Consider the following 18,728-nt stretch of genomic DNA (forward strand, 5'->3'; position numbering starts at 1 on the left):
ATGCGATACTTCTAGAATGAAGTTCGCTTTTTTTATTGAAAATTAAGGGAAATAAGGCTAATTTTAAGAAAGAAGGAATATATAGAAAGTGTATTGAAAAATAGTAAAATAAAAAATAAATTGTGATGGGGATTTCAAAATGATTAAACAAAATGTTAAGGCGTACATTTTGAAAAAATATAATATAAAAGAATCGGATTTTTTAGGAAAAGGGCAGGAAGCGGAAGTATATTTGTATGATCATGATAGAGTCATTAAACTATATGATTCTACGGCATTTAAAAAACAGCAAATTTTAAAGCGGTTTTATGAATCTATGGTTTCGGATGATATTAACTTTGAATTGCCATCAATACATGAAATAATTAAAGAACAAGACGCTATTCTAACAATTGAGAAACGAATTGTAGGACGTAATATCCAAAAAGATTTGTCACAATATAATGCTGAAGAGTTAGAAGCATTTTTTAAAAATTATTTAAATACGATCGTAAGCATACAAAATATCAACCTAAAAACGAAGATGAGTGAGTACAAATTATTAAGTGACTATGAATGGTCAGAGCGGCCAAATGATTGGTACGATTTTTTAAAACAATCACTCATCTGTAAAAACAATGAAGTAAAAGAGTATCTTATGAAAGCGGTACTAAATTATGAAATGAAATATGAGAGGTTACTTAAGTTACTATCAGTCGAGTATAAAGGAGACTATTCATTAATACATGGTGATTTTTATCCATCAAATCTTTTAGTAAATGAAGAAGGAAAAATTAGTGGGGTAATTGACTTTGGATTAATGACACTTTATGGAGATTTTGTATTCGATGTTGCTCTAAGTTGGTTCTTGTTTGATTTGTATGAAGAATTAGGTGAAAAGAAATTAGAAAATTATTTAAAGATGATTTTAGATACGATTGGTTACGAATATAAAAATCGTATTTATTTATACGTACTGTTTTATAGTATTTATTCAGCAAATTACTTTTCAGAAAATTGTAGCGATGGTCATTACCAATGGAGTGTTCGAAATTTAAATAATGAAAAGTATTGGGAAAAACTTGAGGAGTAATGAAGTAAATGAATAGAGTATATACAAAAAAGGCTCAAGAAAAGTTGAGCCTTTTTTTGTTATTTATTAACTTCAGATTCTACTAAACCAGCAACAAGGATGTAACGCTCTGGTGCAGGACCGATATATCGGAATGGATAACAAGTACTAACAGTTAATGTCGGTCTTGGCTTTGGGATAATGACAGTACGATCATCTTTATCAACAATTCGAATTTTGTGCACCTCGTACGTAAAAGTACCAGCTGAAGTTTTGACAATTAAATGATCACCGATTTTAACCTTACCAAGCTCACGAAATACTGTGTCACGGTGACCCGCAAGTACACTATTATCTCGTTCTCCCGGCATAACAGATTTTGCATAATGACCGATACCTTTAGAAAGCTCGTCTTCATTTGTACCATGGAAAATTGGTAATGTCGCATGGATTCTCGGAATGGAAAGAGTTCCCATTTCCTCGCCAAATTTTGGATAAGTTCTATAAAGCGGCGCATTCTTTTTTATCTGGTCCATTTTTTTCGCCGCATCTTTATTTACTGATTCTTTAAACTCGTCCTTTGTTTGTTTATAAAGAAAATAAGTTTTAATCATTGTAAAAGCATTTGTCGTGGAGAAAAATAAGCCACATAGAAAAAGGAAAGCCGAGATGAAAAGAAGAATTTTACGTTTGCGATTCATCTTTTATCGTTTAGCAATTACTTTTCTGCGTAATACAAGTGCAGATAACATCATGAAAATACCTACAAATGCCCACTCAGTAGTATGAGTTGCCGTTTTTGGAAGTTTTCCACCGTTTTCAGTTCTGCTAATACCATTTGAATGATTCTTAACGTTAACTTTCACATCGTTAACCATACCTAGTAAATCGTCATTTAATAATAAATCTTCTGTCACTACGGCATCTAATAATAGATTGCCAGAATTATCATAAATATCTAAATAAACCTTAGCGTTTGCCATTGAATCGGCAGAATCGTCCATCATTAACATTTTTGCAAAAGTAAGAGGCGTTTTTACACCATTTTGTTCAATAGCAACTTTTACATCGATTTTTAAAGTAGATTGAAGTTCTTTTACAATATTTGTAAGTTCCGCAGATAACTCAGCTGGTAATTCATCCGGAGCTGTATCCATTGAGAAGATATCTGCATATTTATCTGACAGATTAGTCATTCTTTCAGCTAAAACTTGTAGTTTTGCTTCTGCAGAAGGATCATCCTTCATAACTTTTTCAATATAAGAAGATACATGATCTATTTCAGTTTGAGTAATTCCAAATGAATCAAGTAACTTAGACATATCATCCATAGATGGCATTTCGCCACTACTATCTGATTCTAATAAAATTAAATTTTCAATATCTGATGTGAAGTAATAAGTTTCTAATAATGATGCATTTTCGTCCATATCATCGTAATAGACTGCTAGTTCCTTAACTTGATCTTCAGTATAATCATAATCTGTTAGAATAGCAGCTAGACTTTCTTTTGTAAGAGGTTCCCCTAAAGTGTCCTTTAATTCATCAACTGAATCATAATCAGCGATAGACTCACCATAGTTGGATTTTAAATAATTTTCTAATTCTATTTGAGTCATGTCGATACTTTTTAAGTAAGTCGTTAACTCAGTCTTATTTGGAGCTGCTTGTGCTGTTAATCCTGGTGCAATTAAAGCTGCGGATAAAACGATTGATGCTACAACCTTTTTCATGATGCTTCCCCCTAAGTGTGTTATCCATAATTTAGCTAAATGTGATTAATGGGGCGTAATTTTAGTTGAGTAACAAAACAAAGAATTGGACAGAGAAAACCGATTATTTATGAGTTGAAATAAATAATCGGCAGGTAGAGACTATTCTTCTTCTTTAGGAGCACGAACAACAGATTCGAACTGAGTTTTATGCGTACCATCGCAATATGGTAATTTACTTGATAAACCACATCGGCATAAAGAAAAAGCTGCTTTTTGAGGGAATTTATTTCCTTCAGCATCAATAAGCTCAACTGTTCCAGTCACACGGAATGGACCGTTATCTAACACTTTAATTTGAACATCAGACATTATATTGCCTCCTAGACACATTTAGATTAATTATACATTAGAAGTTTCTTAAAATGAAAGGGTTATCTTATTTATTGGTTAGTAATATGAAACAAAATTTTAATTAAGCTTTAAAAGTATTTCTTATTCCATTAAGTATAAAAAATGATATATACTATATTGATATAAATTTAAAGTAAAAAAAGGAGTTGTCACCATGATTCGGTTAGCTAAAAAAGAAGATGCGAAACAGATTGTTCCTTTAATTGTCCAAGCTATAGAAGAAATCGCTTTTATGTTGACAGGAACTTCATCATATGACGAAGCTTTGCCAATATTAGAGTATTATATTCGTTCTGAAAAAAATAGATTAAGCTATCAAAATTGCTTAGTAAAGGTACATGAAGACCAAATTATTGGAGTGATAATTGCTTATAATTGCACAGAGCTATCAGTGCTAGATCGTGAAATGCTTGAAATAATCAGTCGTAATTTAAATAGTGAAAATGCAACAGTTGACAAAGAAGCGGATGAAGAGGATTTCTATATCGATACTGTATCCGTACATCCAAATTTTCAAGGTCTAGGAATCGGAACTGAGTTATTAACTGGTTTACTTTCCCATGCAAAAGAGATGGGTGTTAATCGTGTTTCATTAAACGTGGATCAAAATAAACCTGCTGCTCGACGATTGTATGAAAAAGTCGGATTTACGTACGAAAAAGTACAGTATATTATGGGACATCCATACGATTATTTAGTTTTCCCAATTCATAAAAAAATATTCGCCACAGAAGTCGTTTAAGATGCATCCTTTCTGTTGTTTAAGTTAAAATTAAACATGAGAAAAAAGGAGGGATTCAATTGAATTTTTTTACATTTGCAAATCCAACTGAATTGATTTTTGGTAAGGACAGCGTACAAAAGTTAAAAGAAAAGGCAACAAGCTTTGGCAAAAATGTATTAATTGTTTATGGTGGCGGAAGCGTTAAGAGAAATGGCCTATATGACCAAATTGTAGGAATTCTGAAAGAAGCTGATAAAACAATTCACGAGTTAAGTGGAGTAGAACCAAATCCAAGGTTATCAACTGTACATAAAGGAATTCAAATATGTAGAGACAAGAAGATTGATTTCATCCTAGCTGTAGGTGGCGGATCAGTTATTGACTGTACAAAAGCGATCGCAGTAGGTGCAAAATACGATGGAGAGATTTGGGACGTTATTACGCGCAAAGCAACTCCGACAGACGCATTAAAATTCGGTACAGTATTAACTCTTGCAGCGACTGGTTCTGAAATGAACGCTGGTTCGGTTATTACAAACTGGGAAACAAATGAGAAATTAGGATGGGGAAGTCGTTTCAGTTACCCAACTTTTTCAATTTTAGATCCTCAAAATACATTTACTGTTCCACGTGATCAAACTGTTTATGGATCAGTAGATATTATGTCGCATGTAATTGAGTCGTATTTCCATCATGGCACAAATACGAAGATTCAAGACCGTTTTTGTGAAGGCATTTTAAAGACGGTAATCGAAACTGCACCAATTGCTGTTGAAAATTTAGAAGATTACAATGCACGTGAAACTCTTTTATATAGTGGTACGATGGCCTTAAATGGCATTTTGAGCATGGGTGTTTTAGGTGATTGGGCTACGCATAATATTGAACATGCGGTATCAGCGGTGTCAGATATTCCTCACGGTGGTGGATTAGCAATTATTTTCCCACATTGGATGGAATATGTAATGAGCGAAAATGTTGATCGTTTCTGTCAATTTGCAGAAAGAGTATTTGATATTGAACAAGGTTCAATGACAAAAGAAGAGTGGGCATTAGCTGGTATTAAAGCATTGCGTTCATTCTGGAATTCAATTGGAGCACCAAGTCGTTTAAGCGAGTATGGTATTACAAAAGAACAACTTTCTGAAATGGCAGCTAAAACAGTTAAATATGGCCCATTTGGTCACTTTAAAAAATTAGATCAAAATGATGCACTTAAAATTTTAGAAGCAGCACTATAACCATAAGAAATGGACAGAAAAATGAACTGCACTTCCAATTGTTATTTTTGATTAACAATTCGTGTACAGTTCAAAATCTGTCCATTTTTTTATAACTTTACGTGGTCAATACCAATCTTGCTTAAAAATGATGAAACATTCGAATAATATTCTTCTTTATTTTCGTTAAGACTCATAGCGTGCGCACCATTTTCAGCAATATATAATTCTTTCATACCTTGATTTTTAGCTTCAAATAATTCAAGGGTTTGAGAATAAGGAATATACAAATCAGGTTTACTATGAATAAATAAAATTGGTTTTTTAATAAGTTGAGTAGCAATTAGTGGATTGATATCATTAATCCAAAAACCATCTCTTAGTTTTAACCAACAAGTTGCAACAGGAAGGATGGCCCACTTTGGAAGATGGGCTTCGATCTTTAAACGATAGGCAAGCTGTTCTTCAAAAGTAGCAAATGCACAATCTGAAATATAAAAGTCAGCAGAGTCCTCAACGAACCCCGCATATTGAAGTAAAGTACATGCTCCCATCGATTCTCCATGAATACCAAAAACGATATTTTGTTTCAATTCCTTCAAAAACTTTATAATCGTTTGTAAATCATATTTCTCATAAAAGCCATAGCTCGTTGTATGACCGCCAGATTCACCATGTCGTCTATGGTCGTATGATAAAACATTAAAACCAAGTTTTAAAAAAAGCTCGACATATTTAATTGAATTATTTTTATTCACTGTAACACCGTGAGTTATAATAACCCATTTATTTGTATCATAGTATTCATATAAGAAGCCCTTTAGTTCATAGTCGTAACGAGATTGTACGGAAAAGGACTGCTTATGAACGGAACGATACCAACCTTCATCAAATCGAGAATTTACCAACTCACGATGATAAATGTATTCAAGTGAATTAGTTTTCATAAATAAAACTTGTTTAGTAAAATAAAACCCTATTCCAACAAAATAAATGAGGAAGAGAAGGATAACAACAAGTAAGAATATCATATGTATCCATCACACTTTCTTATCCAAATAAAATATCTAATATTGTAGAAAGTTCTCCGCGTGTTTTTCCTTCTAAAATAGAAGGATTATAAACTTCTACAAATCCACAATTTAAACAAGAGACAAATAAATAATGATTATAATCAATATCAAACAACTTACTTAAACCAGAACCAGACATTGATACTTCTTTAATTTTTGCATGAGTATGTTTACATTTTGAACAGACAAATTTCTCTTGTAACATTTGTTCAGTGTTAGACATTATAGTCACTCCTTTTAGGTAAGTGTATCATAAAAGAATGAATAGTTAGAAAATTAAATTTGACAATTATTAATGAAGCATTAAACTAAAAATTGACATTATTTCATGTTAAAATAATGAGTATGGAAGGTGAATATAACATGAAAAAAAGAAAACCGCAGCAACAAGCAAAACCATCATATGAGCAAAAAGAGAAAATCACTTTAGGTTCATTTATGAATGAAGAAGTACTTCAAAAATTAAAAAATACGAAAAAACAATTACAAGAAAATGAAGTGAAATTAAAAGAAGAAGAAGAAGCACGTATTCGTGAAGAAAAAAGATTGCGTGAGAAAAATAAATCTTTCGAAGAATTATTAAATGAAAGTAATATTTCTTGGAAAGATTTCAAGTGATGGGACGTCATAATGACGTCTTTTTTTTTCTAAACTAAAAATAATGTTGATTTTCGTTACAGGATGCTCCCTTTCCATGGGGCGAAATCTGAGCCTCCTCGGCAAGCCTGCTTAGGTCTCACCCTTCTCGCTACTCCCACAGGAGTCTCGCATATCCAATCCAATCAAATCTCTTACTACACTCTTTGTTTCAAATCCTGTTAAATCTTTCAAAACAATGCGTTTTGTTTAAATTCAACAATAAACATTAACAGAGCATAGATTTAAATAATAGGAATTTCATAATGTGAAATAATCTGATTGTTCTTAATTTTATAATTTCTTATAGTTAAATTAGATTTTAAACGTGAATAAGGGGGGCAGAACTAAAGTAATGAAATAAGAGATTATTAAATAAAATGAAAGCGCTTTATTGTTTTTTTCGAATCGATAGTGAAAAAGTAGATTAAAAGAAATTTACATATTGGGATGGAGGAAATAATTAGATGGGTATTCGTACAGGAGCGCAATATATTGAAGGATTAAAATCTAGAAAGCCAGAGGTTTGGCTTGGTGGTGAAAGAGTCGATGATTTAGTAAACCATCCAGTGTTTAAACAGCCAATTTTAGAAATTGCAAAATTATATGATATGCAATTTGATCCACAATATCAAGATAAGATAACACATATAAGTGAAGAAACAGGCGAACGTATTTCAAATGCATTTTTAGTTCCTAAAACGATCGAGGATATTAAAGCAAGAGGAGCTTTATTTGAGGCATATGCAAAGTCAACATTTGGACTAATGGGTAGAACCCCAGATTTCTTAAATATTGTTTTAACTTCAATGGCAAGCAATTCGTGGTTTTTAGATAAGTACAATCCTGAGTGGTCAAAAAATGTCCAAAGTTATTTTAAATTTGTTCGTGATCAAGATATTTTTTTAACACATGCAATTATAAATCCGCAAAATGACAGAAGTAAACCTTCGTATGAGCAAAAAGATCTTTTTACGCATTTAGGTGCCGTTGAAGAAACTGATGAAGGCTTAGTTGTTAGAGGTGCAAAAATGCTTGCAACTTTAGCACCTATTACAGATGAAGTAATCATTTATTCATTCCCAGGATTTCATGAGGGTGATGAGAGATATGCGCTAGCATTTGCGTTACCTATCGATACACCGGGATTAAAAATTATTTGTAGAGAGCAAATGCAAGATGGAAAAAGGTCATTCTTTGATCATCCACTTGCATCCAGATTTGAAGAAATGGATGCTGTACTTGTATTTGAAGATGTATTGGTTCCGTGGAATCGAGTGTTTATTCATAATAATGTAGAGGCAGCTAATAATCTATATCCAAAAACGGGAATTGCACAGCAGCCTGCACATCAATCTGGAGTAAGAGGGTATGTAAAACTAGCATTTGCAACAGAAGTAGCTTGTAAACTAGCAGATTCAATTGGTGTAGATGTTTATTTAAATGTTCAAAACGACTTAGGAGAACTATTACAATCGGTAGAAACGATTCGAGCTTTACTTCGTGTAGCAGAGGCAGAATTTGAGACTCTACCTTCAGGTGAAGTAAGACCAGCAATGGAACCATTAGAAACGATTCGTGGACTACTTCCAACAATGTATCCAAGAGCGATTGAAGTAATTCAAACCATTGGTGCTGGCGGCTTACTTATGTCACCAACAGAGGCAGACTTCAATCACCCTGATTTAAGAGATTCACTTGATAAATATTATGTTGGCCGAGAAGGCGTTTCATCTGAAGAGCGTGTACAACTATTTAAGCTCGCTTGGGATTTATGTGGAGAAGCATTTGGTCAAAGGGCTTTACAATATGAGAGATATTATACAGGTGACCCAATTCGAAAAAGAGCGATATTTTATAATCAAATGAAACGCAAAAAAACATTCAGTATGGTTGATGATGCATTGAATGGGGCTAATAATTTAAAAGGACAATCTACTAATCTAGCGAATTCTAAAATTAACAACTAATTTTAGAAAGCAGGGGAGTTATGAATTGTTTTGGCTTGAGTGAGGAGGTAGACTAAATGATCTCTTCTATTCGTAAAATTTCTAGAATATTAGATTGCTTTACAGAAGATGAACCAGTCTTAGGAAACTTAGAAATAGCTGAAAAGTTAAATATGAATGCAAGCTCAGTCCACCATCTAGTTCGTACTCTTTGTTCTGAGGGGATATTAATTCAGGATAGTAAAAAAAAGTATCGACTTGGCTGGAAGTTACTTGAATGGAGTAACCATGTCATGTATCAGCAAGACATTTATCGAGAAGCTATTCCCTTGGTAGAAAATCTATTGAAAAATTATAACGGCACTGTTCATATTGGGATGTTTGATAAAGGGGATGTAAGGTTTGTGTTAAAAGTCTCCTCTAAAAACTCAATACCAGTTCCGACCTTCGTAGGTGCAAAACGACCTGCATATTGTACGAGTACAGGGAAAATTCTTCTTTCATATAATCCATCTTATTTAAAGTCAACAATTGATCGAGGATTTGAACCGTATACAACAAATACGATTACATGTATCGAAACATTAAAAAAAGAATTAACTGCTATTAAAGAGAATGGATATAGCATAAGTAATAATGAAAATGATTTAGGTTTATTTGGGATTGCGGCTCCTCTTCAAACATATACTGGTCAGACGTTTGCTGCATTAAATATGGTAGGACCTGTTTCATATATGATGAGCCAAGATATTGGTCGCATGATACAAGATGTCATTAAAACGGCTAAGACGGTTTCAAACGAATTGGGTTATATTAACGCATAATGAAAGCGTTTACTGATAGTGAATTTAGGAGAATTAAAAAAACTTGTGTTAACTGTGCCAAAAATTAAGTGAAATATAGCATTTCAAACAAGGAGGAAATAAAAGATGAATCTAAAAAGTCGAGTTTTTAATATTTTCAAATTGATTGAGGATAATAAAGAGCTATTAAAACCACCAGTTAATAATAAAGTGATTTGGGAAGATTCAGAGTATGCTGCAATGATTGTTGGAGGACCAAATAAACGTAGAGACTTCCATGTTGATCCAGCTGATGAATTTTTCTTCCAAATTAAAGGGAGCTGCTATGTGGAGTGTATTACGCCAGAAGGAAAACGTGAAGTTGTAACAGTCGGTGAAGGCGAAATATTTATGCTTCCATCATTTGTTCCTCATTCACCTCACCGAGTTAAGGATTCATATGGCATTGTACTTGAACGTAAAAGAGCTGAAGGTGAATTAGAAAGCTTTGTTTGGTACTGCGATGAGTGCAATGAAGAAATGCATAAAACAACTGTTCAATTAACGGATATTGGGACTCAAGTTAAAGAAGCAATAGAACAATTTAATGGAAGCTTAGAGCTTAGAACATGTAAACATTGTGGACATGTAATGAAAGAGGAAGCGGATGAATGGGTATGCGTATAGATTTTCATACACATATTATTCCAGCAAACTTGCCTAATTTCTTTGAGAAATACGGTCAAGAGCGTTGGCCCATTTTACAGCCAACTTGTTCATGTGGCGCAAATATTATGGTCGGTGGAAAAGTCTTTAGGGAAGTAACCGATCAAGTATGGAGTGCTGAAAAAAGAATTGAAGATATGAAAATTGAAGGCGTATCAATGCAGGTGTTATCACCTATTCCAGTCACATTTTCTTACTGGGCGCCAATCGAAGCTGCTTTAGAAATGTCCAAAATTCAAAATGATTTCATTGCTGAAACAGTGAAAAATCATCCTGCTAAATTTATTGGACTCGGTACGGTACCATTGCAAGATGCAAGTATTGCAATTCAAGAAATGGATCGCTGTATTCATCAATTAGGTTTAAATGGAATTGAGATTGGAACGAATGTCAATGGAGTAAATTTAGATAGTGAAGAGTTACTTCCATTTTTTGAAATGGCTGAAAAATGGAATGTCCCTTTATTTATCCATCCATGGGAAACGATGGCTCGAGAGCGTACGCCTAATCATAATTTTATGTATACAGTTGGGATGCCAAGTGAGACAGCCTTAGCAGCTGCTAGCTTAACGTTTGGTGGAGTGATTGAGAAATACCCAGATTTAAAAATTTGCTTCGCACATGGTGGAGGAACTTTTCCTTATTTATTGCCTAGATTAGATCAAGGATGGAACGTTTGGCCACACTTACGAAAAACTGCTAATCCACCAAGCCATTATGTAAATAATTTCTATTTTGATTCGCTGCATTATGATCCTATTAATATTCAATTTTTAATTGATCGTTTTGGATATGAAAAAATCGTAATGGGTACAGATTATCCGTTCTTATTGAGAGAAACTCCTCCAGGAAGAGTAATCGATAATCTAGTAAACGCAAGTCTGGAAATAAGAGAAAGTATATTATGGAAAAATGCATTGAAATTTTTAAATGTAAAGGAGACAGACCTACTTCATGGAAAACAAAGTATTGACTCCAGAAGATAGACTAATAAGTTTAGGATACTTCATAAAGCCAATTAGGCCTGCAGTTGGGAATTATGTAAGTGTGGTTCGTACTGGAAATCTCCTATTTACTGCGGGGCAAGGCGTTGATGAATATCATGGGAAACTTGGCCGAGATTTAACAATAGAAGAAGGATACGAAGCATCTCGTCTATCGATGTTGAATTTAATAAATGTATTAAAAAATGAACTAGGTGAGCTTTCAAAGGTAAAACGAATCGTAAAAATATTAGGGTTCGTAAATTGCACTGAAGATTTTACTGATCAACCAAAAGTGATGAACGGTGCATCTGATTTATTAGTTGATGTGTTTGGAGAAAAGGGACGTCATGCTAGGTCAGCAGTAGGGATGGCACAGCTTCCAAACAATACGGCAATTGAAATAGAGATGATTGTAGAAATAGAAGATTAAACTTTTCGGTGGCATTCGTGTCACCTTTTATTCTATTAGAATGGTAGGTGTCTATATTGCAAGTTAAAGAGAAAAAAAACAAAACATTACCAATTGATTGTAAGCACTTTATTGATGGCCAATATATCTCATCTTATAATCAAAAAACTTTTTTAAATATTAATCCAGCTACCGAAGAAGTGTTAGGCACTGTCTCAGAAGGTGGAGAAATTGAAGTGGATTTAGCTGTCAAAGCCGCAAAGAGAGCATTAAAAGGAGAATGGAAAAAATTTACTAGCGGTCAAAGAGCTGCCATTTTAAGAAAGATAGGCGACGGAATATTAGCACGTAAAGAAGAACTTGCTGCATTAGAAGCAATGGATACAGGAAAACCGTATGATTTGGCACTTGAGGTTGATATTACAAGATCTGCACATAACTTCTATTTTTTTGCTGATTATATTACAACATTAAGCTCAGAGTCACATATGCAAGATCAAACAGCATTACATTATACATACCGGAGACCTGTTGGAGTAGTTGGTATGATTAATCCATGGAATCTTCCGTTACTATTATTGACTTGGAAACTAGCACCTTGTTTAGCTGCAGGGAATACAGCGGTAATGAAACCAGCAGAATGGACACCGATGACAGCTACATTACTTGCTGAAATCTGTCAAGAAGCAGGTGTGCCAAATGGCGTTGTAAATATTGTTCACGGTTATGGAGCGAATGCAGCAGGATCTGCGTTAACAGAGCATTCGGATGTAGATGCAATTACATTTACAGGTGAAACAAAAACAGGAACTGCAATTATGAAAGCAGCTGCACCAACATTAAAGAAACTGTCATTTGAACTTGGTGGAAAAAATCCAAACATCATATTTGCCGATTCAAATCTTGATGAAGTAATAGAAACGACATTGAAATCTTCTTTTATGAACCAAGGTGAAGTTTGTTTATGTGGCTCTAGAATTTATATTGAACGCTCAATTTACAATGAGTTTGTCGAGAAATTTGTTGAGAAAACAAAGGAATTAAAGGTTGGGGATCCATTTGAAGCGGGAACTAAAGTTGGAGCTGTTATTAGCAAAGAGCACTATGAAAAAGTATTAAGCTATATTGATATCGCGAAACAAGAAGGTGGCACGATCTTAACAGGTGGACATCGACCAGATTCCCTTAATAAAGGATGCTTTATCGCTCCAACAATTATTAGTGGACTAGATCGCGATTCTCGATGCGTCAGAGAAGAAATATTTGGTCCTGTCGTAACAGTACAGCCTTTTGATACTGAAGAAGAAGTACTTGAATGGGCAAATGATACCCATTATGGATTAGGAGCTACGATTTGGACAAACGATTTACGCAGAGCTCATCGGGTAGCCCATCAAATAGAGGCAGGAATTATTTGGGTAAACACATGGTATTTAAGAGATTTGCGTACCCCATTCGGAGGTATGAAACAAAGTGGTTTAGGACGCGAAGGCGGCATTCATAGTTTCGAATTTTATAGTGAATTATCCAATATTACAATTAAATTATAAGTAAAAGGAGAAAGAGAATTGAAGACTACAAGAGTAGAAGAATTTACGAATCTCTTATTGGAGGCAGAAAAAAGTAGGGAAAGTATCAAACCACTGACTGAAAGTCTGCCTACTTTAACCGTTAATGAAGCCTATCAAATACAATTATCGAATATCAATGATAAATTAAACCGAGGACAAAAAATTGTAGGGAAAAAGATTGGTTTGACATCAATTGCAATGCAAGAACTATTGGGAGTTGATGAACCAGACTACGGTCATTTATTAAATGAAATGCACATAGTAAACCATGGAGAAGTTTCTATTTCAAAAACAATTTTACCTAAGGTTGAAGCTGAGATTGCATTTATTTTGAAAAAAGATTTAGTTGGACCAAATGTATCATTTCAAGATGTTGTTGATGCAACGGACTATATCGTACCAGCGATTGAGGTTGTTGATAGCCGAATTGAAAATTGGAAAATACGATTAGAAGATACTGTTGCAGATAATGCATCATCGTGTTTGTTTGTGTTAGGAAATAAGAGATTCGATGTACAGGAAATTGATTTACCAAATGTGCAAATGGAATTATATCGCAATGATGAACTGATGAATAAAGGAAAAGGTGATGCAGTTCTAGGCAATCCAATTCATTGTGTTGCATGGTTAGCAAATAAACTAAGTGAATTTGGTATCTCGTTAAAAGCGGGAGAAATCATTTTATCGGGTGCATTATCTGCTGCAATAAATGCAAATGCTGGAGATTGTTTTACAGCGAAATTCCCATTACTTGGAGAAGTTTCTATATTATTTACTGAATGAGGTGTCCTATGAGTAAATTAAAAGTTGGAATCATTGGTTCAGGTAATATTGGTACAGATTTGATGATGAAATTACAAAATAATTCTTTCCTTGAACTAACAACTATGATAGGAATTGACCCTAATTCTGAAGGGTTAAAGCGAGCGGAAGAGTTAGGGATTGAAGTGATTAATAATGGAATCGAAGGCTTTGTACAAAAGGCAGAATTAGCTGATTTATTATTTGATGCGACTTCTGCAAAAGCACATCAAATGCATGCAGAGGTTCTTAGTGGATTAAAGAAAAGAGTCATTGATTTAACACCAGCTGCGATTGGACCTTTTGTCGTACCTCCAGTAAATTTAAGAACTCATATTCAAAAAGAAAATGTTAATTTAATTACATGTGGTGGACAGGCAACAATCCCTATTGTACATGCGATTAACGAAGTTTCTGAAGTGAATTATGCTGAAATTGTCGCGACAATTAGTAGTAAAAGTGCTGGGCCAGGAACACGTGCAAATATTGATGAATTTACCGAAACAACTGCACGTGGAATAGAGATTATTGGTGGGGCAAAAAAAGGTAAGGCCATCATTATTCTAAATCCAGCTGAGCCTCCAATTATGATGAGAGATACAGTTTATTGTGTTTTAGAGGAAAATGACTTTGACCAAGAAAAATTAATCAGTTCAATTAAAAATATGGTAAAAAAGGTCCAAAGTTATGTACCTGGATACCGTCTAAGAATGGACCCTATTATTGATGGGAAAACAGTTGTCGTTTATTTAGAAGTTGAAGGATCTGGAGATTATTTACCAAGTTACGCTGGTAATTTAGATATCATGACAGCGTCTGCGGTTAAAGTGGCTGAAGAGATTGCTCAATATGATTTGGCTGAAACAGTTTAAGAACTTTTTCGAAAGCGAGGAATAGTCAATGAATGAAAGAGATGTCCTTGTAACTGAGGTAGCATTACGAGATGGGAGTCATGCGATTGCTCATTCCTATACAGTCGACCAAGTCGTTCGCGTTACAAAGGCGCTTGATGAAGCGAGGGTACCATTTATCGAAGTGTCACATGGTGATGGATTAGGTGGATCGTCGTTACAATATGGCTTATCAACGACAAATGAGTTTGACTTAATCGAAGCTGCAGTAAATGTATGTGAATCATCGAAAATTGCAGTTTTACTTTTACCTGGTATTGGGACAGTAAAAGAGTTGAAAATTGCAGCGAATTTAGGTGCTAAAATGGCACGAATAGCTACACATGTGACTGAAGCAGACGTATCGAAACAACATATATCAACTGCAAAAGAACTTGGACTAGAAACAGTAGGTTTCTTAATGATGTCACATATGGCACCTGTTGAAAAACTAGTACAGCAAGCGCGATTAATGGAAAGCTATGGTGCAGATGTGGTTTATATGGTAGATTCAGCGGGCGCATTACTTCCACATGAAGTAAAATCACGTATTGCAGCTTTACGTCAGTCATTATCAATCGAAATTGGATTTCATGCACACAATAATCTTTCGTTAGCAATGGCCAATACGTTAATTGCGATAGAAGAAGGAGCAACAAGGATTGACGGAAGTGTAAGATGTTTAGGTGCTGGTGCAGGTAATACACAGACAGAAGTGTTAGTAGGAGTACTTGAACGATTAGGTATAAAAACGGGTATAGATTTCTATAAATTAATGGACTTAGCTGAAGACATCGTAGCTCCGATCTTACAAACACCCCAGGAGATTACAAAAGGAAGTTTAATTCTAGGCTATGCTGGAGTTTATTCTAGTTTTCTATTACATGCAAATCGAGCTGCTAAAAAATGGAATGTAGACGCAAGAGACATATTAGTTGAACTAGGAAAGCAAAGGGTAGTAGGTGGGCAAGAAGATATGATTCAGGAAATTGCTTGCCAAATAGCAAATAAAAAATTGTCTGTTTTTTGAAAGGAGATAAACAATTGATTACTGAAATAGCAAACAAAATATATCAACACCAAAAAAATGGAATGGAAATGGACAAAATTACTCTAGAGTACCCTGAGTTAGATGTGAACAATGCATATGAAATTCAAAAGTTAAGCATCGACTATGCGATTGAAAATGGTGATCCTTTAATTGGTTGGAAAATGGGTTTAACGAGTATCGCAAAACAAAAATCTGTAAAAGTAGATGAACCTATTTATGGTCGATTAACAAAGTCGATGGAATTAGATTCGAATGAATTACATTTGGAAGGAACAATCCATCCTCGTGTGGAGCCAGAGATTGCCTTTGTTTTGAATAAACCTTTATTCGGAAATGATGTAACAGCTGCAGATGTATGGGAAGCTACTGAATATATTGTACCAGCACTCGAGGTAATTGATAGCCGATATAAAAACTTTTCATTTACGTTAACGGATGTAGTGGCTGATAATGCATCTTCTTCGAAATTTATGATTGGAAAAAAAGAATACTCACCAACATTTACATCATGGGATCAAATTCAGGTAGAGCTATATAAAAACGGTGAAAAGGTTCAATCAGGGGTAAGTTCAGATGTACTAGATCACCCTGTGGAATCTGTAGTGAAATTAGTTAAAATGCTAAGCAAAAATGGCTATCAAATTGAGCCAGGAATGGTCATTTTAACAGGGGGAATCACTGAGGCAATTCACGTAGGACATGGAGATTTAGTTGAAGCTCGTTTTGAAGGTTTAGAAAACATGACTTTGCGAGTTTCGAAATAAGGGGGAATCTAAATGCCCATTATTCAAATCCAAATGCTTGAAGGAAGAAGCACTGAACTAAAAAAAGAATTGATGAAAGAAATTAATGAAGTAGTTTGTCGTACACTTGAAGTTTTACCAGTCCAAGTAAAAGTCTTAATAAATGAATACCCGAAGGGAAACTGGTCAACAGGCGGTGTAACCAAAGCTGAGGAATCTTATTAAAGCAAAAAACTCAGTTAGTTGGAGCAGATGGTGGGACTCAAATGGGAGTAACGGGACAAGTGAGACCTTGCAGGTGAGAAATTGCTGAGGAGGTTCAACCGCCCCCTAAAGAAATTGAGCATCCTGTAGCGGAAACTAACACCTTGTAAGAAAATAACAATATTTATGAAAAGAGCTAATAAAAAAGCCATATCCACTAAAATGGATATGGCTTTTATCAATAGTAAAGTTAAATCTATTGAGCTTTTTTTGTTCTATTTTCTTTTACTTCAAATGTTAATCTTTCTTTGCCCATTAAAACAATCGCAATGAATCCTAAAGCAATTGGAACTAATGTCCACATAAATGTAGTAGCAACTGAATTTGCCATTGCATCAGTAATCTTACTTAATACTTCAGGTGGAATTTTCGCTCTTGCATCAGCCGATAGCAGTGCTCGAGAGTCAATTTTCCCTGCAAAACCAGCTAGATTTCCTAGTGCATCACTTATATTGTTTTTAAATACATGATTTTGGATTGTACCAAAAATAGTAACACCAATTGTCATTCCTAATGTTCTAAAGAAAGTATTTGTGGATGTTGCAATACCTCTTTTTTGAGGTTCAATTTTATGTTGTGTTGCCATACTTAGTAACGAGAATGAACAACCCATACCAAGACCAGCAATAACCATAAAGATTGTAACTGTTGTACGTGTTGTATCAAGATCAATCGTACTTAATAAAGCCATACCAGTGAAAAATAAAATGACAGAAACTAGCATAATTGCTCTGTAGCTAAATTTACGAACAGATTGACCTGCTACTTGGCTACCAATTACTGAGCCGACCATCATAGGGATTAAAATAATACCTGAGTTTGTTGCAGAACCACCATAAACGGATTGTACGAAAAGTGGTATTAAAACCGTTGTAATAATAAAAGCAGAACCATAGAAAAATGCTACACCTTGTGTTGCTGCGAATAATTGCTTTTTAAATAATCCAAACGAAATAATTGGTTCTTCTACTTTTCTTTCAATAAAGATGAATGAAATGAATAGTACAGCGAAAACTGTGAAAAGAGAAATAATTTGTGTGGAATTCCAGTCATATTCGTTTCCACCAAGCTCAAGAGCAAACATTAAACTTACAACTGAACCAACAAGTGTAATAGCTCCTAGCCAGTCAATTTTAAGTTTTCTTAATTGAAGAGTTTCCTTATAATACTTTGAAATGAAAAATAAAGAGATAATGCCTAATGGTAAGTTAATGTAGAAAATCCATCTCCAATCGATTTGATCGGTAATGTAAGCTCCTAGAAGTGGACCAAAAACACTGGATAATCCAAATACTGCTCCAAAAAGACCAGTCATTTTTCCTCTTTTTTCTGGAGGGAAAATATCAAAAATAATCGTAAATGCGATTGGCATTAATGATCCTCCACCAATCCCTTGAATTGCACGATATATACTTAATTGCACAATACTATTTGCTGTTCCACATAAAGCAGATCCGATTAGGAAAATGGCAAGGCCTAATAAATAGAATCGTTTACGACCATACATATCAGATAACTTTCCAAAAATCGGCATACTTGCCATCGTAGCAACTAGATAAGCTGAAGTTACCCAGATAAATTGATCGAGTCCACCAAGTTCACCAACTATTGTTGGCATCGAGGCAGATACAATTGTGTTGTCCATCGCTGCCATAAGCATACCAAGAAGTAGACCTGCAACAACTAAGCCAACATTACTTTCTTTTGAAACCATTTAAGTTCCCCC

Annotated in this window: 21 protein-coding genes; 15 read left to right on the forward strand and 6 right to left on the reverse strand. The window is 34.5% G+C overall.

The window, feature by feature from the left end:
• Positions 1–139 precede the first annotated feature (139 nt).
• The gene (locus B7R65_RS15630; RefSeq protein WP_088043740.1) at positions 140–1,072 is read left to right on the forward strand and encodes an aminoglycoside phosphotransferase family protein; all 933 of its coding nucleotides are present in this window, start codon (positions 140–142) and stop codon (positions 1,070–1,072) included.
• A gap of 59 nt (positions 1,073–1,131) precedes the next feature.
• On the opposite strand, the gene B7R65_RS15635 is transcribed toward B7R65_RS15630, so the two are convergent.
• The 3 genes from B7R65_RS15635 to B7R65_RS15645 form a co-directional block, all read right to left on the reverse strand.
• On the reverse strand, positions 1,132–1,752 hold the full coding sequence (locus B7R65_RS15635) for a class D sortase (protein ID WP_088043742.1): 621 nt from the start codon (positions 1,750–1,752) through the stop codon (positions 1,132–1,134).
• Between the two features lie 3 nt (positions 1,753–1,755).
• The gene (locus B7R65_RS15640; protein WP_088043743.1) at positions 1,756–2,784 is read right to left on the reverse strand and encodes a processed acidic surface protein; all 1,029 of its coding nucleotides are present in this window, start codon (positions 2,782–2,784) and stop codon (positions 1,756–1,758) included.
• A gap of 141 nt (positions 2,785–2,925) precedes the next feature.
• On the reverse strand, positions 2,926–3,135 hold the full coding sequence (locus B7R65_RS15645; RefSeq protein WP_088043744.1) for a CDGSH iron-sulfur domain-containing protein: 210 nt from the start codon (positions 3,133–3,135) through the stop codon (positions 2,926–2,928).
• Between the two features lie 196 nt (positions 3,136–3,331).
• On the opposite strand from B7R65_RS15645, the gene B7R65_RS15650 reads away from it, so the two are divergent.
• Together B7R65_RS15650 and B7R65_RS15655 are read left to right on the forward strand one after the other, a co-directional pair.
• Complete coding sequence (locus tag B7R65_RS15650; protein WP_088043746.1) at positions 3,332–3,919, forward strand: GNAT family N-acetyltransferase; 588 nt, start codon at positions 3,332–3,334, stop codon at positions 3,917–3,919.
• A gap of 59 nt (positions 3,920–3,978) precedes the next feature.
• Positions 3,979–5,142 (forward strand): iron-containing alcohol dehydrogenase, encoded by a 1,164-nt coding sequence (locus B7R65_RS15655; RefSeq protein ID WP_088043748.1) that lies wholly within the window; start codon positions 3,979–3,981, stop codon positions 5,140–5,142.
• An 89-nt stretch (positions 5,143–5,231) separates the two neighbouring features.
• Here B7R65_RS15655 and B7R65_RS15660 read toward each other — a convergent pair whose 3' ends face one another.
• A complete protein-coding gene (locus tag B7R65_RS15660) occupies positions 5,232–6,152 on the reverse strand; it encodes an alpha/beta hydrolase (RefSeq protein WP_088043750.1) in 921 nt (306 codons plus the stop codon).
• 19 nt (positions 6,153–6,171) lie between these two features.
• Positions 6,172–6,417: a zinc ribbon domain-containing protein gene (locus B7R65_RS15665; RefSeq protein ID WP_179194896.1), complete on the reverse strand. Its 246-nt coding sequence runs from the start codon at positions 6,415–6,417 to the stop codon at positions 6,172–6,174.
• A gap of 140 nt (positions 6,418–6,557) precedes the next feature.
• Between B7R65_RS15665 and B7R65_RS15670 the strand changes: the two genes are divergently transcribed.
• The 12 genes from B7R65_RS15670 to B7R65_RS15725 all read left to right on the forward strand — a co-directional run bounded on the left by B7R65_RS15670 (position 6,558) and on the right by B7R65_RS15725 (position 16,963).
• Entirely contained in the window at positions 6,558–6,812 is a 255-nt protein-coding gene (locus B7R65_RS15670) for a YqkE family protein (protein WP_088043751.1), read from the forward strand.
• 485 nt (positions 6,813–7,297) lie between these two features.
• Positions 7,298–8,800: a 4-hydroxyphenylacetate 3-hydroxylase family protein gene (locus B7R65_RS15675; RefSeq protein ID WP_088043753.1), complete on the forward strand. Its 1,503-nt coding sequence runs from the start codon at positions 7,298–7,300 to the stop codon at positions 8,798–8,800.
• 56 nt (positions 8,801–8,856) lie between these two features.
• Positions 8,857–9,603 carry an IclR family transcriptional regulator gene (locus B7R65_RS15680; protein WP_088043754.1) on the forward strand — a complete coding sequence of 249 codons (747 nt, stop codon included), beginning with the start codon at positions 8,857–8,859 and terminating at the stop codon, positions 9,601–9,603.
• Between the two features lie 105 nt (positions 9,604–9,708).
• Complete coding sequence (locus B7R65_RS15685) at positions 9,709–10,248, forward strand: 3-hydroxyanthranilate 3,4-dioxygenase (RefSeq protein ID WP_088043755.1); 540 nt, start codon at positions 9,709–9,711, stop codon at positions 10,246–10,248.
• Positions 10,233–11,273, forward strand: coding sequence for an amidohydrolase family protein (locus B7R65_RS15690; protein WP_088043756.1), 1,041 nt, complete (start codon positions 10,233–10,235; stop codon positions 11,271–11,273). Before B7R65_RS15685 ends, B7R65_RS15690 begins: the two co-directional genes overlap by 16 nt.
• The gene (locus tag B7R65_RS15695; RefSeq protein WP_088043757.1) at positions 11,242–11,703 is read left to right on the forward strand and encodes a RidA family protein; all 462 of its coding nucleotides are present in this window, start codon (positions 11,242–11,244) and stop codon (positions 11,701–11,703) included. The genes B7R65_RS15690 and B7R65_RS15695 overlap by 32 nt, the downstream gene beginning before the upstream one ends.
• 56 nt (positions 11,704–11,759) lie before the next feature.
• Positions 11,760–13,232 (forward strand): aldehyde dehydrogenase, encoded by a 1,473-nt coding sequence (locus B7R65_RS15700; RefSeq protein ID WP_088043758.1) that lies wholly within the window; start codon positions 11,760–11,762, stop codon positions 13,230–13,232.
• 18 nt (positions 13,233–13,250) lie between these two features.
• Positions 13,251–14,036 (forward strand): 2-keto-4-pentenoate hydratase, encoded by a 786-nt coding sequence (locus B7R65_RS15705; RefSeq protein ID WP_088043759.1) that lies wholly within the window; start codon positions 13,251–13,253, stop codon positions 14,034–14,036.
• Positions 14,037–14,044: 8 nt separating this feature from the next.
• Positions 14,045–14,926, forward strand: coding sequence for an acetaldehyde dehydrogenase (acetylating) (locus B7R65_RS15710; RefSeq protein WP_088043760.1), 882 nt, complete (start codon positions 14,045–14,047; stop codon positions 14,924–14,926).
• A gap of 28 nt (positions 14,927–14,954) precedes the next feature.
• Positions 14,955–15,974, forward strand: coding sequence for a 4-hydroxy-2-oxovalerate aldolase (gene dmpG / locus B7R65_RS15715; RefSeq protein WP_088043761.1), 1,020 nt, complete (start codon positions 14,955–14,957; stop codon positions 15,972–15,974).
• A gap of 14 nt (positions 15,975–15,988) precedes the next feature.
• On the forward strand, positions 15,989–16,759 hold the full coding sequence (locus tag B7R65_RS15720; protein WP_256941349.1) for a 2-keto-4-pentenoate hydratase: 771 nt from the start codon (positions 15,989–15,991) through the stop codon (positions 16,757–16,759).
• Positions 16,760–16,771: 12 nt separating this feature from the next.
• A complete protein-coding gene (locus B7R65_RS15725) occupies positions 16,772–16,963 on the forward strand; it encodes a tautomerase family protein (protein ID WP_088043762.1) in 192 nt (63 codons plus the stop codon).
• A 235-nt stretch (positions 16,964–17,198) separates the two neighbouring features.
• Here the strand turns inward: B7R65_RS15725 and B7R65_RS15730 are convergent, their stop codons facing one another.
• On the reverse strand, positions 17,199–18,716 hold the full coding sequence (locus B7R65_RS15730) for an MDR family MFS transporter (protein ID WP_088043763.1): 1,518 nt from the start codon (positions 18,714–18,716) through the stop codon (positions 17,199–17,201).
• Between the last annotated feature and the right edge of the window lie 12 nt (positions 18,717–18,728).

The sequence above is a fragment of the Bacillus sp. EAC genome, from assembly GCF_002156875.1.
Taxonomy (GTDB): Bacteria; Bacillota; Bacilli; order Bacillales; family Bacillaceae_G; genus Gottfriedia.

Excerpts from the sequence above, each read along its gene's own strand:
- B7R65_RS15630 (WP_088043740.1), top strand. The coding sequence starts at position 140 with ATGATTAAACAAAATGTTAAGGCGTACATTTTGAAAAAATATAATATA.
- B7R65_RS15635 (WP_088043742.1), bottom strand. The coding sequence starts at position 1,752 with ATGAATCGCAAACGTAAAATTCTTCTTTTCATCTCGGCTTTCCTTTTT.
- B7R65_RS15640 (WP_088043743.1), bottom strand. The coding sequence starts at position 2,784 with ATGAAAAAGGTTGTAGCATCAATCGTTTTATCCGCAGCTTTAATTGCA.
- B7R65_RS15645 (WP_088043744.1), bottom strand. The coding sequence starts at position 3,135 with ATGTCTGATGTTCAAATTAAAGTGTTAGATAACGGTCCATTCCGTGTG.
- B7R65_RS15650 (WP_088043746.1), top strand. The coding sequence starts at position 3,332 with ATGATTCGGTTAGCTAAAAAAGAAGATGCGAAACAGATTGTTCCTTTA.
- B7R65_RS15660 (WP_088043750.1), bottom strand. The coding sequence starts at position 6,152 with ATGATATTCTTACTTGTTGTTATCCTTCTCTTCCTCATTTATTTTGTT.
- B7R65_RS15665 (WP_179194896.1), bottom strand. The coding sequence starts at position 6,417 with ATGTCTAACACTGAACAAATGTTACAAGAGAAATTTGTCTGTTCAAAA.
- B7R65_RS15670 (WP_088043751.1), top strand. The coding sequence starts at position 6,558 with ATGAAAAAAAGAAAACCGCAGCAACAAGCAAAACCATCATATGAGCAA.
- B7R65_RS15675 (WP_088043753.1), top strand. The coding sequence starts at position 7,298 with ATGGGTATTCGTACAGGAGCGCAATATATTGAAGGATTAAAATCTAGA.
- B7R65_RS15680 (WP_088043754.1), top strand. The coding sequence starts at position 8,857 with ATGATCTCTTCTATTCGTAAAATTTCTAGAATATTAGATTGCTTTACA.
- B7R65_RS15685 (WP_088043755.1), top strand. The coding sequence starts at position 9,709 with ATGAATCTAAAAAGTCGAGTTTTTAATATTTTCAAATTGATTGAGGAT.
- B7R65_RS15690 (WP_088043756.1), top strand. The coding sequence starts at position 10,233 with ATGGGTATGCGTATAGATTTTCATACACATATTATTCCAGCAAACTTG.
- B7R65_RS15695 (WP_088043757.1), top strand. The coding sequence starts at position 11,242 with ATGGAAAACAAAGTATTGACTCCAGAAGATAGACTAATAAGTTTAGGA.
- B7R65_RS15710 (WP_088043760.1), top strand. The coding sequence starts at position 14,045 with ATGAGTAAATTAAAAGTTGGAATCATTGGTTCAGGTAATATTGGTACA.
- dmpG (WP_088043761.1), top strand. The coding sequence starts at position 14,955 with ATGAATGAAAGAGATGTCCTTGTAACTGAGGTAGCATTACGAGATGGG.
- B7R65_RS15725 (WP_088043762.1), top strand. The coding sequence starts at position 16,772 with ATGCCCATTATTCAAATCCAAATGCTTGAAGGAAGAAGCACTGAACTA.
- B7R65_RS15730 (WP_088043763.1), bottom strand. The coding sequence starts at position 18,716 with ATGGTTTCAAAAGAAAGTAATGTTGGCTTAGTTGTTGCAGGTCTACTT.